Here is a 12,213-nt window from a genome sequence, read left to right as displayed (position 1 = left end):
CGCTCCTGTCAATGGATGCTGCTGCTCCTGTGATGGATGCCGCGGTGCTCCTTTCCCTGGCAGCGGGGCCCGCCGTCGAGCGCGCCCTCGACCAGAGACGCACCAGGAGCCGACCACCTGTGATCGTCACCGCTGCACCGTCCCGGAGCCCGCGGCATGCTCTCAACGACGCGGACCTCCGCTCACTCCTGCTCATCCGGCACTTCGAACGCGCCCTGCTCGGCCTGTTCGAGCAGGGCGTGCTGAGCGGCACCACCCACACCTGCCTCGGGCAGGAGTACATCCCGGTCACGCTGTCGGCCCTGCTCCGCGACGACGACTTCGTGTTCAGCAACCACCGGGGGCACGGCCACTTCCTCGCCCGCCATCCCGACCCGCACGGCCTGCTCGCCGAGATCATGGGGCGGGAGGGCGCGCTGTGCGGGGGCGTCGGCGGCAGCCAGCACATCTACCACCGGCGTTTCCTGTCGACGGGGGTGCAGGGCGAGAGCCTGCCCGTGGCGACCGGGGTGGCCCTGAAACTTGCCGGCACGGGAGCGCTCGCCTGCGCGTACATCGGTGACGGCACCTGGGGCGAGGGCGCCGTCTACGAAGCGCTGAACATGGCGTCCCTCTGGCGGGTGCCGCTGCTCGTCGTGGTCGAGCACAACGGCATCGCCCAGTCGACCCCCACGTCCGCGCAGATGGCGGGCACGATCGCCGCCCGGGCGGCGGCCTTCGGGGTCCGGCACCACCACGTCGGCTCCACCGACGTCGGCGAGATCAGGCAGGCGCTCGCCCCGCTGGTCGACGCCGTGCGGGCCGAGCCGTCCCCGCTGGTGGTCGAGTTCGCCACCCACCGCCTCGGACCGCACAGCAAGGGCGACGACACCCGCCCGCCGGAGGAGATCCGCCGGGCCGCGGAGTCCGACTGGTACGACCGGTACGCCGAGGCCGATCCCGAGCGGTTCGCCCGGATCGACCGGGAGCAGCGAGAACTCGTCGAGCGCGTGGTCGCGGAGGTCTCCGCCCGCCCCCACGCCCGGCCGGGGGGAGCGGCGTGACCAGGGTCTCCGAGCACCTCAACCAGGCGCTGCACGATCTCATGGAGTCCGACCCCTCGGTCCACCTGCTCGGCGAGGACGTCAGCGACCCGTACGGCGGCGCGTTCAAGGTCACCCGCGGACTGTCCAGCCGGTTCGGCTCCCGGGTGAGGTCCACGCCGCTGAGCGAGGGCGCGATCGCCGGGGTCGGGGCCGGGCTGGCCCTCGCCGGCGACAAGGCCATCGTCGAGATCATGTTCGCCGACTTCGTGGCGCTGGCCTTCGACCAGATCACGAACTTCGCCGCCAAGTCCACCTCCATGTACGGCAGGCCCGTGCCGGTGCCGCTCGTCGTGCGCTGCCCCACCGGCGGCAACCGCGGCTACGGCCCGACCCACAGCCAGAACCCGCAGAAGCACTTCATCGGCGTGCCGGGGCTGTCCCTGTTCGAGATGACGCCGTTCCACGACGCGGGCGAGCTGTTCGCCCGGATGTTCGGGCTCGGGCGGCCCTGCCTGTTCTTCGAGGACAAGGTCCTCTACACGCGGCAGATGTACCGCACGGACGACCTGTTCCGGTTCGAGCTGGTGGACGACGTGGCGCGGGTGCACCTCGACGGCGCGGGGCGGCCCGACTGCACGCTGGTCACCCACGGCGGGCTCGTCCACCGGACGCTCGACGCCATGCGGGCGCTCCTCCTGGAGGACGAACTGGTCTGCGAGCTGCTGGTGCCCGCCCAGCTCTACCCCGTGCCGCGGCTGCCGGGGCTGGAGGCCGCGGCGCACGTCTGCGTCGTGGACGACGGCGCAGAGGGCGGCACCTGGGCGGCCGAGGTGGCCACGGCGCTCTACCCGCGCCTGTGGGACCGCCTGCGCCGCCCGATCACGTTGATCAACTCGGCCGACGGGGTGATCCCCGCCGCGCCCCATCTGGAACGCGAGGTGCTCGTGCAGGCCGACAGCATCCGGGCCGCGGTGAGGGAGGCGCTCTCGTGACCGAGTTCCGGGTGCCCAAGCTCAACAACAACGACACGTCGTACGTCCTGGTCGAGTGGCTGGCCGAGGACGGGCAGGAGGTGCGGGACGGCGATCCGATCGTGCTGCTGGAGACGTCCAAGGCGACCGAGGAGGTCGAGGCCCCGGCGGACGGCGTCCTGCGGCGGCTGCTCGCCGAGGGGGCCGAGTGCGAGCCGGGGCAGGTGATCGCCCGGCTGCTCGCGAGCGCGGACGAGCCGCCCGCGGAGAGCGCGGAGACCCCGGGCGCCGGCTCGGGCGGGAACCCGGGCGAGCCGCAGGCCTCGACGCCGCCCGGCGACGTCTCCGGCGTGATCGTGACGGCCCCCGCGCGCGAACTGATCGAGGCGCACGGCATCGCCATGGAGCGGGTGTACGCCCTGGGGCGCAAGGTGATCAGGCGGACCGACGTCGAGGAACTGCTCGGCGCGCAGGAGCCCTCCCCCGCCGTCGCGGACGACGCCACAGCGGGGAACGACGCCACAGCGGAGGACGACGCCACAGCAGGGGACGACGCCACAGCAGGGGACGACGCCACAGCAGGGGACGACGACGCGCAGTGGATCACGCTGTCGCGGGCGCAGCAGCGGACGGCCGAGGTCGTCGAGCGGTCCCGGCGCGAGATCCCGGCGGCCTTCACGGCGATGAACGTCGACGTGACCGAGGTCCTGTCGCTCGCCCGCGACCTCACCCGCCGGCTGCGCACCCTCGTCGGCCTGCCCGAGATGGTGGTGAAGGCGGCCGGCGGGCTGCTCGACCGCTTCCCGATGTTCTTCGCGGAGCCCGGCCCCGGCCCGCGGGCGAGAAGGGCCGCCACCGCCGACGTGGGCGTGACGGTCGACGTGGGCCGAGGGTTGTTCATCCCGGTCGTCCGCGACGTGGGCAACCGGCCGCTGGCCGAGATCGCCGGCGACCTGGTCGGCTTCCGCAAGACGGCGCTCACCGGGTCGTTCCGGGAACGCGACCTCCAGGGGGGCGCGATCACGCTCACCCTGCACACGCACGACGGCATCGTGTTCGCCGTCCCGATCGTCTTCCCCGGCCAGACGTGCGCGCTGTCGCTGACCGCGCCGCGCACGGAGGTCGTCCAGGACGGTCCAGGCTTCGCCGTACGCAAGACCGCCACAGTAGGCCTCGCATACGACCACCGTTACATCAACGGTCGCGATGCCGCGGAGTTCCTCGGCGAACTCCGCACGGCGCTCGAATCACCCGCGCGTTTCCTCACCGAGAATGGATGAAGCCATGAACTCACCCGCACGGTTTCCGGCCGACTTCGTCTGGGGGGCGTCCACCGCGGCGTATCAGATCGAGGGCGCGACGACGGAGGACGGTCGCGGGCCCTCGGTGTGGGACACGTTCTGCGCGGTCCCCGGCAACGTACGCGACGGCGACAGCGGAGAGCACGCCGCCGACCACTACCACCGCTACAACGAGGACCTCGACCTGATCGCCGATCTGGGCCTGGGCAGCTACCGCTTCTCCATCGCCTGGCCGCGGATCCAGCCGACCGGCTCGGGCAAGCCCAACCAGAAGGGCCTCGACTTCTACCGCCGGCTCGTGGACGGGCTGGCCGAACGCGGCGTCCGGCCGATGGCCACGCTCTTCCACTGGGACCTGCCGCAGGAGCTGCAGGACCGAGGGGGCTGGGAGAACCGGGACACCGCCGAGCGCTTCGCCGAGTACGCCGAGATCTGCTTCGACGCCCTGGAGATCACGGACTGGCTGACGATCAACGAGCCCAAGACCGTGGTCGACTGCGGATACCGCTTCGGCAGCCACGCGCCGGGCTTCAAGGACGACGCGCGCGCGTTCGTCGCCTGCCACCACCTGCTGCTCGCCCACGGCCTCGCCTCGCGGGTGCTGCACGAGCGGCACCCCGGACGCCGCATCGGCCCGGCGCTCAACCTGCACCCGACCTACCCGGCCGACGACACGCAGGAGGCGCGCGAGGCGGCCCACCACCAGGACGGGCTGGAGAACCGGCTCTACCTCGACCCCGTCTTCAAGGGCCGCTACCCCGAGGACACGCTGCGCTGGATCTCCGAGCGGGGCCCGATGGCCGACCACATCCTCGACGGGGACCTCGGCGTCATCAGCGAGCCCATCGACGTCCTGGGCGTGCAGTACTACACCCCGGTCTTCGTGGACGGCAAGGGCGAGCGGGTCTTCCGGCACGAGCGGGCCCAGGCCGAGTGGCTGGAGATCTACCCCGAGGGCCTGCACGACATCCTCGTCCGGGTGCAGCGGGACTACCCCGGGGTCCCGATGATCGTCACCGAGAACGGCCTGGCCGTCGTGGACGGAGTCGACGCCGACGGCCGCGTGCGCGACGACCGCCGGATCGCCTACCTGCGCGACCACCTGAGCGCGATGCACCGCGCCATGGAGGCCGGCGCGCAGGTCGAGGGCTATCACGTGTGGTCGCTGCTGGACAACTTCGAGTGGGCCGAGGGATACAGCCAGCGGTTCGGCATCGTGCACGTGGACTACACGACCCAGCAGCGCACTCCCAAGGACAGCGCGTTCTGGTACCGCGACGTCGTGAAGAGCGGCGAGCTGCGCTGACACCCACGCGGGCCGCGCTATTCGAATGAGCGACACCCGATGAACAGCAGCCGATAAACAGCACCCGATAAAAGGCTCGGCGAGCAGGCCCGGTGAGCGAGGCGATCTCGCGCCGCGCACCGGGCCGCACCCATGGCCGGACTCGGCCTGGGAGCGACGCACGGCACCCCATTCCGTCCCAATGGAGTGCGGTGGTGCGATGACGGCTGCCCGGAATTGCTGAAACTTTCAGCGCGCAATGGTGGGCGATCGCCCATGCACGTGCACGCAAGGACCGGCGTGCGGCAAATCGGTGCCGTTATACCGATCTACGCGATAATCCCGCGAATAAGTTGACGCGTCAGCCGAAAAGACTTAGCTTTACCCGAAGTGGGAGCGCTCCCACTCTCCTCCCACCCCGCTTGGATCAAGCGCGATGAGCTGGGATAAAGTCCCTGCATACCGTCAGATGACCCGCTTCTTGACGTCGCGTCAGCGAGAGGACTCCCCCGTGCCCGATTACACGATTGCCGCCGGCGGATACCAGGCCACGATCAGCGAGCGGGGCGGCGCGCTCCGGGTGCTGCGCCACGAGGGCCGCGATCTGGTGACGAGCTGGCCGGAGGGCGGGCCGGTCCCCTATTACAGCGGCACCGTCCTGGCCCCGTGGCCGAACCGCGTGGTCGGCGGCACGTACGTCTTCGAGGGGCAGCGCCGCCACCTGCCGGTCAACGAGCCCGACCGCGGCCACGCCCTGCACGGTCTCGTCTCCGGGCTCGACTGGAAGTGCGCGGAGCTGCTGTCGGTCGAGGACCACCACGGCCACGTGCGGCTGACGCACGTCGTGGAGCCCACCGAGGGCTATCCGCACCGGATCGCCCTGGAGGTGCGGCACTCGCTGTCCGAGGAGGGCCTGTCGACCACGCTGACGGCGCAGAACGTGGGCGAGACCGCCGCGCCGTACGGCTGCGGACCGCACCCGTGGCTGCTGGCCGGGCCCGACGTCACCGCATACGAGCTCTCCCTGCCGGCCGGGCAGGTGCTGCTCACCGACGACCTGCTCGCCCCCACCGACCTGGTGGAGGTCGCGGGAACGCCCTACGACTTCAGGACGCCGCACGTGATCGGGGACACCGCCGTCGACCACGCCTTCACGGGCGTGACGGAGGGACGCGTGCGCGCACTGGGGCCCGAGGGCGGAGTGGAGATCACCTGGGACCCCGCGGTGCTGCCGTGGGTCCAGGTCTGCACCGGCACGGGGCTCGGCCACCGGGGGCTGGCCGTGGAGCCGATGACCTGTCCGCCCGACGCGTTCAACTCGGGCACGGACCTGATCGTTTTGCAGCCGGGGGACAAGCACGAGGCCACGTGGACCATCGCGGTCACCACTGCGTCATTGGAAGGCTGAATGGACAGCAGGACGAAGAGGCGGTTGTCCCCCGCCCAACTCGACGAGATCACCCGCGACGCGCTGGGCTGCGGGGTGACCTCGTCGGAGGAGCTCACCGACGGCTACGCGAACGCCGTCTGGCGGCTCGGCCTCGACGACGGACGTCAGGTGGTGCTCAAGCTCGGCCCGCCGCCCGACCTGCGGCTGCTGTCCTACGAGCGCCACCTCCTGCGCACCGAGGCGATGGTCTACCACCTCGCCGAACCCGTGGGGCTGCCGATGCCCGCCCTGCTCAAGGCGTCGTTCGACGACCCGCTGCTGGGCGGCGACTATCTCATCCTGTCCGCGCTCGGCGGGGCGCCGTGGAACCGGACGACGCTCAGCCCCGCGGAGGAGAGCGCGCTCCGGTTCGAACTGGGCCGCCATCTCGCCCGCCTGCACACCATCCCGGGCACGGACGTCTTCGGCTACCCGTACGCCGGGCTGACCGGCCGGACCTGGCGGGAGGCGTTCCTCGTCATGGTCGGCGCGCTGCTCGACGACGCGGTCTACTACAACACCCCGCTCCCCGCCACGATCGTGGAGATCGTCGGGCTCGTGCACATGAACGCGCACGTCCTCGACCAGGTCACCACGCCGTCATTGGTGCACTTCGACATGTGGCCGGGCAACGTGTTCCTGGACGGCGACAAGCGCGTCCAGGCGCTCATCGACCATGAGAGGGCGTTCTGGGGCGACCCGCTCGCCGACTTCGTCACCCCCACGATCTTCGACGAGCTGCGCGAGGACGACCCGATGCTCATGGGTTACCGGCAGGAGGCCGGCCCCGTGCGGCTGGACCAGGCCGCGCGCGTCCGGATCACCCTCTATCGGGTCTACCTCTACCTGATCATGCTGGTGGAGGACGGCCCGCGGCAGTATCCGGAGGAGGCCTACGCCCGCACCCGGGACATCACCACGAGGTCACTGGTCGCCTGCCTGGACGTGCTGCGCGCGGGGTCCCGCAACCACGCGCACGTCTGAGGTCACGCCTCCAGCGTGAGGGACTGCGAGCCGCACCCGTTGCCGGTGTGCGGCTCGGAGTCGCCGGTCGCGGCGAGGGCCGCGGGCGCCCCGACGGTCAGCGACGCCACGAGGGACAGGACCATCGCCCCGGCCGCGACGCGACCCAGGTGACTGACACGAGCACTCACAGCGAACTCCAGAAGGCCGACTCCATTGATCACAAAATAGCGGTCCCGCACGCGCTCCGGTAGGCCCACTCTGGCGACCCGGCCTCCCGCGTGAGACAATTTCAGCGGGTGATGAATTATGGAGACGACATGTGTGATCGCGGGCGGCGGGCCCGCGGGGGCCATGCTCGCGCTGCTCCTGGCCCGCGCGGGCGTCGATGTCACTCTGCTGGAGAAGCACGCGGACTTCCTGCGCGACTTCCGCGGTGACACGATCCATCCCTCGACCCTCCAGGTCCTGAGCGAGATCGGCCTGGCCGAGGAGTTCCACCGGCTGCCGCACCATAAGGCGTACACGATGTCCGTACGGACCGACGACGGCGAGGTGGCCATCGCCGACCTGCGGCGCCTGCGGGGCAGGTACCGGTACATCGCCTTCGTCCCGCAGTGGGACTTCCTCGACCTCCTCACCCGTGAGGCGGGCGCGTATCCCAACTTCCACCTCCTGATGAACGCCAAGGTCGTCGACCTCGTACGGCACGACGGCGCGATCCGCGGGGTGCGCTACCGCGACGAGCGGGGCGAGGAGCACGAGATACGGGCCGTGCTCACGGTCGCCGCCGACGGCCGGCACTCCGAGATGCGGCGGGCGGCCGGGCTGGCGCCGAAGCGGTTCGGCGCCCCGATGGACGTCGTCTGGTTCCGGCTGCCGCGCGCCGAGGGCGATCCCGATCAGCCGTTCCTGCGGGCGTCGACCGGCCGGCTCATGGTCGCCATCAACAGGAAGACCCACTGGCAGCTCGCTTACGTCATCCCCAAGGGCGGCTTCACCGCGCTCGAGGCGAAGGGCGTCGACGAGCTGCGCCACGAGGTGGAACGGCTGCTGCCCTTCCTCAGCGGCAGGACCCGCGACCTGCACGGCTTCGACGAGACCGGCGTGCTCAGCGTCGAGGTGAACCGGCTCACGCGCTGGCACCTGCCGGGGCTGCTGGCCATCGGCGACGCGGCCCACGCGATGTCGCCGATCTTCGGCGTCGGGATCAACCTCGCGGTGCAGGACGCGGTCGCCACCGCCAACATCGTCGGGCCGGCCCTGCTGCGCGGCCGGGCCCCCGCGGCGCTGCTCGCCAAGGTCGAGCGCCGCAGGAGGGTCCCCACGGCCGTCGTGCAGACCGTGCAGCGGGTGGTGCAGGCACGCCTCATCCGGCCGGCGCTCGCCGGTCCCGTGATGCGGATCCCCGCCCTCACCCGCGTGCCGGTGGTGCGCTCGCTGGTGGCCCGGTTCATCGGGCTCGGCGTGCTGCCCGAGCATGTGCGGCTTACCGGTCAAGAAAAAAGATCTCAGCAAGTGGACAGGGAGGGGGCCGCACAGGACGCGGTGCAATAACCTTGGTGACCGTGAGCGCATCGAATCCCGACACCTCGCGTGCCCTGGACACCTGGCGTGACCTGCCCGCGGCCCAGCAGCCGGACTGGCCGGACCGCGGCGAGCTGGACAAGGTCGTCGCGGAGCTGGCGTCCCTGCCTCCGCTCGTGTTCGCCGGCGAGTGCGACCAGCTCAAGGAGAGCTTGGCCGCCGTGGCGCGCGGGGAGGCGTTCGTCCTGCAGGGCGGCGACTGCGCCGAGACCTTCGCGGGCGCGACGGCCGAGAACGTGCGCAACAAGCTCAAGACGCTGCTGCAGATGGCGATCGTGCTGACCTACGCCGGCCGCGTGCCGGTCATCAAGATCGGCAGGCTCGCCGGGCAGTTCGCGAAGCCGCGGTCCAAGCCCATGGAGACCCGCGACGGCGTGGAGCTGCCGGCCTACCGGGGCGACATGGTCAACGGCTTCGACTTCACCGCCGAGGCCCGCCGCCCCGACCCCAACCGGCTGCTGCGCGCCTACCACTCCTCCGCCGTCACGCTGAACCTCGCGCGGGCCTTCACCAAGGGCGGCTACGCCGACCTGCGCCAGGTCCACGCGTGGAACCAGGACTTCGTCGCGGAGTCCCCGGCGGGGCGGCGCTACGAGCAGCTCGCGCGGGAGATCGACCAGGCGCTCTCGTTCATGCGGGCCTGCGGGGCGGACCCGGAGGAGTTCCACACCGTGGAGTTCTACTCCTCCCACGAGGCCCTGATCCTCGACTACGACCGGGCGCTCACCCGGATCGACTCGCGCACGGGCCTGCCGTACGACGTGTCGGCGCACATGGTGTGGATCGGCGAGCGCACCCGGCAGCTCGACGGGGCGCACGTCGAGTTCTTCAGCCGCATCCGCAACCCGATCGGCGTGAAGCTCGGCCCGACGACCTCTCCGGAAGAGGCCCTCGCGCTGATCGACAAGCTCAACCCCGACAACGAGCCGGGGCGGCTCACCTTCATCACCCGGATGGGCGCCGGCAAGGTCCGCGACGCGCTGCCGACGCTGGTGGAGAAGGTCAACGCCAGCGGCGCGACCGTGGCATGGATCTGCGACCCGATGCACGGCAACACCTTCGAGGCGCCGAGCGGGCACAAGACCCGCCGCCTCGACGACGTGCTGGACGAGGTCGCGGGGTTCTTCGAGGTGCACCACGCGCTCGGCACCCACCCCGGCGGCATCCACATCGAGTTCACCGGCGACGACGTCACCGAGTGCGTGGGCGGCGGGCACGCGATCGTGGAGGAGGACCTGGCGCTGCGGTACGAGACCGCCTGCGACCCCCGCCTCAACCGCGGTCAGTCGCTCGACCTCGCCTTCCGCGTCGCGGAGCTGTACCGGTCGAGCTGACCGGCACCGGGCCGGCCCGCCCGTCACCGCTCGTCTGAATCCGCCGTCGCCCTCCGATCACTCGGACGGGGTGACGGCGGTTTCCGTTTCCGGGCGCGCGGCCCGGGGCCTCAGGAGTTCTTGGCCTCCGCCTCGATCTGGGCGCGGATGGCGTCCATGTCGAGTGCGCGCAGCTGCCCGATCAGGTCCTCGAGCGCGGGCGCGGGAAGGGCGCCCGGCTGGGCGAACACCACGATGCCGTCACGGATCGCCATGATCGTAGGAATCGCGGTGATCTCGAAGCCCTCCGACAGGGCCGGCTGCGCCTCAGTGTCGATCTTGCCGAACGTGATGTCCTCGTGCTCCTCGGACGCCTTTTCGAAGATCGGTGCGAAGGAGCGGCAGGGGCCACACCAGGATGCCCAGAAATCGAGCAGTACGATGCCGTTGTCGGCGATGTCGTTGAAGTTCTTCTCGGTTACCTCGATGGTCGCCACGGGCGACTCCTTTCGCTCGGTCTTCAGCGGGCATAACCAGCCGGACAATCCCAGCATTCCATTTCCCGATGAGCCTCGTGTGATTGGGCAGGAGACCTCCTTGACGTAGAAGGAGCACCCGGATGACGACTCATGCCGCACGGCCGAGCGACCTGACGGCCCAGAGGGGCACCGGCGCCCGGATCGCCTCATGGTTGTCGAGCACGGACCACAAGGTGATCGGCAACCTCTATCTGATCACCACGTTCCTGTTCTTCCTGATCGGCGGCCTGCAGGCCATGGTCATCCGGGCGGAGCTCTTCGATCCCGGCATGCAGTTCGTCACGTTGCAGCAGTACAACGAGCTGTTCACGCTGCACGGCACCATCATGCTGCTGTTCTTCGCGACGCCCTTGTTCGCGGGGTTCGCCAACGCGATCATGCCGCTGCAGATCGGCGCTCCGGACGTGGCGTTCCCGAGGCTGAACATGGCGAGCTACTGGCTGTTCCTCTTCGGCGGCCTGATGGTCCTCGGATCGACGGTGACCGGCGGGGCGCCGGCGTTCGGCTGGACGTCCTACACGCCGCTGGCGCGCGCGACCTTCACCCCGCAGCTCGGCGGGGACCTGTGGGTGATGGGCCTGGCGCTGTCCGGCGTCGGGACGATCCTCGGCTCGGTCAACTTCATCACGACGATCATGTGCATGCGCGCCCCGGGCATGACGATGTTCCGGATGCCGATCTTCACGTGGAACGTGTTCTTCACCTCGATCCTCGTGCTGCTGGCCTTCCCGGTGCTCGCCGCCGCGCTGCTGGCGCTGGAACTCGACCGGAAGGTCGGCGCGCACATCTATGACCCGCAGACCGGCGGTCCGCTCCTGTGGCAGCACCTGTTCTGGTTCTTCGGCCATCCGGAGGTCTACATCATCGCGCTGCCGTTCTTCGGCATCATCACCGAGGTGATCCCGGTCTTCAGCCGCAAGCCGCTGTTCGGGTACGTCGGGATGATCGGCGCGACGATCGCGATCACGGCGCTGTCGGTCACCGTGTGGGCGCACCACATGTTCGCCACCGGCCGGGTGCTGCTGCCGTTCTTCTCGCTGATGTCGTTCCTGATCGCCGTGCCCACGGGGGTGAAGTTCTTCAACTGGACGGGCACGATGTGGCGGGGCAGTCTCACCTTCGAGACGCCGATGCTGTGGGCCGTGGGCTTCCTCGTGACGTTCCTGTTCGGTGGGCTGACCGGGGTGATCCTTGCGTCGCCGCCGCTGGACTTCCATGTGACCGACACCTACTTCGTGGTCGCCCACTTCCACTACGTGGTGTTCGGCACGGTGGTGTTCGCGATGTTCTCCGGCTTCTACTTCTGGTGGCCGAAGCTGACCGGCCGGATGTTGAACGAGCCGCTCGGGAAGATCCACTTCTGGATGCTGTTCATCGGGTTCCACATGACGTTCCTCATCCAGCACTGGCTCGGCGTGCAGGGCATGCCGCGCCGGTACGGCGACTACGCGGCCGCCGACGGCTTCACCTGGATGCACCAGGTGTCGAGCCTCGGGGCGTTCCTGCTCGGGCTGTCCACCCTGCCGTTCCTCTACAACATCTGGTGGACCGTGCGGCACGGGGAGAAGGTGACGGTGGACGACCCGTGGGGGCACGCCAACTCGCTGGAGTGGGCGACGTCCTGCCCGCCGCCGCGCCACAACTTCGTGTCGATTCCGCCGATCCGCTCCGAGCGGCCCGCCTTCGACCTGCGTTATCCGCGTCTCGGCGGCAAGCCGGGCGAACCGCCGGCGACCAAGCGCGACTTCGTCGATCCCAACGCCTGACCGTCGAAAAGGGGCCCCCGTCGCCGGGGGCCCC

General features: G+C 70.2%; 11 protein-coding genes. 9 read left to right on the top strand and 2 right to left on the bottom strand.

What is annotated here, in order from left to right; genetic code table 11:
- The first annotated feature begins 44 nt into the window (after window positions 1-44).
- The 6 genes from ACIBK1_RS14215 to ACIBK1_RS14190 all read left to right on the top strand — a co-directional run bounded on the left by ACIBK1_RS14215 (window position 45) and on the right by ACIBK1_RS14190 (window position 6,995).
- Window positions 45-1,043 (top strand): thiamine pyrophosphate-dependent dehydrogenase E1 component subunit alpha, encoded by a 999-nt coding sequence (locus tag ACIBK1_RS14215; protein WP_396734912.1) that lies wholly within the window; start codon window positions 45-47, stop codon window positions 1,041-1,043.
- Window positions 1,040-2,017, top strand: coding sequence for an alpha-ketoacid dehydrogenase subunit beta (locus ACIBK1_RS14210; protein WP_363537029.1), 978 nt, complete (start codon window positions 1,040-1,042; stop codon window positions 2,015-2,017). Before ACIBK1_RS14215 ends, ACIBK1_RS14210 begins: the two co-directional genes overlap by 4 nt.
- On the top strand, window positions 2,014-3,276 hold the full coding sequence (locus tag ACIBK1_RS14205; RefSeq protein WP_396734908.1) for a 2-oxo acid dehydrogenase subunit E2: 1,263 nt from the start codon (window positions 2,014-2,016) through the stop codon (window positions 3,274-3,276). The genes ACIBK1_RS14210 and ACIBK1_RS14205 overlap by 4 nt, the downstream gene beginning before the upstream one ends.
- A gap of 4 nt (window positions 3,277-3,280) precedes the next feature.
- Window positions 3,281-4,603 carry a GH1 family beta-glucosidase gene (locus ACIBK1_RS14200; protein ID WP_231513807.1) on the top strand — a complete coding sequence of 441 codons (1,323 nt, stop codon included), beginning with the start codon at window positions 3,281-3,283 and terminating at the stop codon, window positions 4,601-4,603.
- Window positions 4,604-5,093: 490 nt separating this feature from the next.
- Window positions 5,094-5,990 (top strand): aldose 1-epimerase family protein, encoded by an 897-nt coding sequence (locus tag ACIBK1_RS14195; RefSeq protein ID WP_030507021.1) that lies wholly within the window; start codon window positions 5,094-5,096, stop codon window positions 5,988-5,990.
- Entirely contained in the window at window positions 5,991-6,995 is a 1,005-nt protein-coding gene (locus tag ACIBK1_RS14190) for a phosphotransferase family protein (protein ID WP_030507022.1), read from the top strand.
- A gap of 2 nt (window positions 6,996-6,997) precedes the next feature.
- On the opposite strand, the gene ACIBK1_RS14185 is transcribed toward ACIBK1_RS14190, so the two are convergent.
- Window positions 6,998-7,165, bottom strand: coding sequence for a hypothetical protein (locus ACIBK1_RS14185; RefSeq protein ID WP_156080843.1), 168 nt, complete (start codon window positions 7,163-7,165; stop codon window positions 6,998-7,000).
- A gap of 118 nt (window positions 7,166-7,283) precedes the next feature.
- Here ACIBK1_RS14185 and ACIBK1_RS14180 point away from each other — a divergent pair, with 118 nt between their 5' ends.
- Window positions 7,284-8,531, top strand: coding sequence for an FAD-dependent oxidoreductase (locus ACIBK1_RS14180; RefSeq protein WP_036405669.1), 1,248 nt, complete (start codon window positions 7,284-7,286; stop codon window positions 8,529-8,531).
- A gap of 11 nt (window positions 8,532-8,542) precedes the next feature.
- Window positions 8,543-9,895, top strand: a complete 1,353-nt coding sequence (locus ACIBK1_RS14175) for a class II 3-deoxy-7-phosphoheptulonate synthase (RefSeq protein ID WP_051761510.1) — start codon at window positions 8,543-8,545, stop codon at window positions 9,893-9,895.
- A 110-nt stretch (window positions 9,896-10,005) separates the two neighbouring features.
- On the opposite strand, the gene ACIBK1_RS14170 is transcribed toward ACIBK1_RS14175, so the two are convergent.
- Window positions 10,006-10,371: a thioredoxin family protein gene (locus ACIBK1_RS14170; protein ID WP_396734902.1), complete on the bottom strand. Its 366-nt coding sequence runs from the start codon at window positions 10,369-10,371 to the stop codon at window positions 10,006-10,008.
- A 122-nt stretch (window positions 10,372-10,493) separates the two neighbouring features.
- Between ACIBK1_RS14170 and ctaD the strand changes: the two genes are divergently transcribed.
- The gene (gene ctaD, locus ACIBK1_RS14165; RefSeq protein ID WP_396734899.1) at window positions 10,494-12,179 is read left to right on the top strand and encodes an aa3-type cytochrome oxidase subunit I; all 1,686 of its coding nucleotides are present in this window, start codon (window positions 10,494-10,496) and stop codon (window positions 12,177-12,179) included.
- Window positions 12,180-12,213: the final 34 nt, after the last annotated feature.

The organism is Microbispora rosea (genome assembly GCF_044460045.1).
Taxonomy (GTDB): domain Bacteria; phylum Actinomycetota; class Actinomycetes; order Streptosporangiales; family Streptosporangiaceae; genus Microbispora; species Microbispora rosea.
Note: the sequence above shows the minus strand (reverse complement) of the source record. Positions and strands in the feature narration are given on the sequence as shown.

Excerpts from the sequence above, each read along its gene's own strand:
- ACIBK1_RS14200 (WP_231513807.1), top strand. The coding sequence starts at position 3,281 with ATGAACTCACCCGCACGGTTTCCGGCCGACTTCGTCTGGGGGGCGTCC.
- ACIBK1_RS14190 (WP_030507022.1), top strand. The coding sequence starts at position 5,991 with ATGGACAGCAGGACGAAGAGGCGGTTGTCCCCCGCCCAACTCGACGAG.
- ACIBK1_RS14180 (WP_036405669.1), top strand. The coding sequence starts at position 7,284 with ATGGAGACGACATGTGTGATCGCGGGCGGCGGGCCCGCGGGGGCCATG.
- ctaD (WP_396734899.1), top strand. The coding sequence starts at position 10,494 with ATGACGACTCATGCCGCACGGCCGAGCGACCTGACGGCCCAGAGGGGC.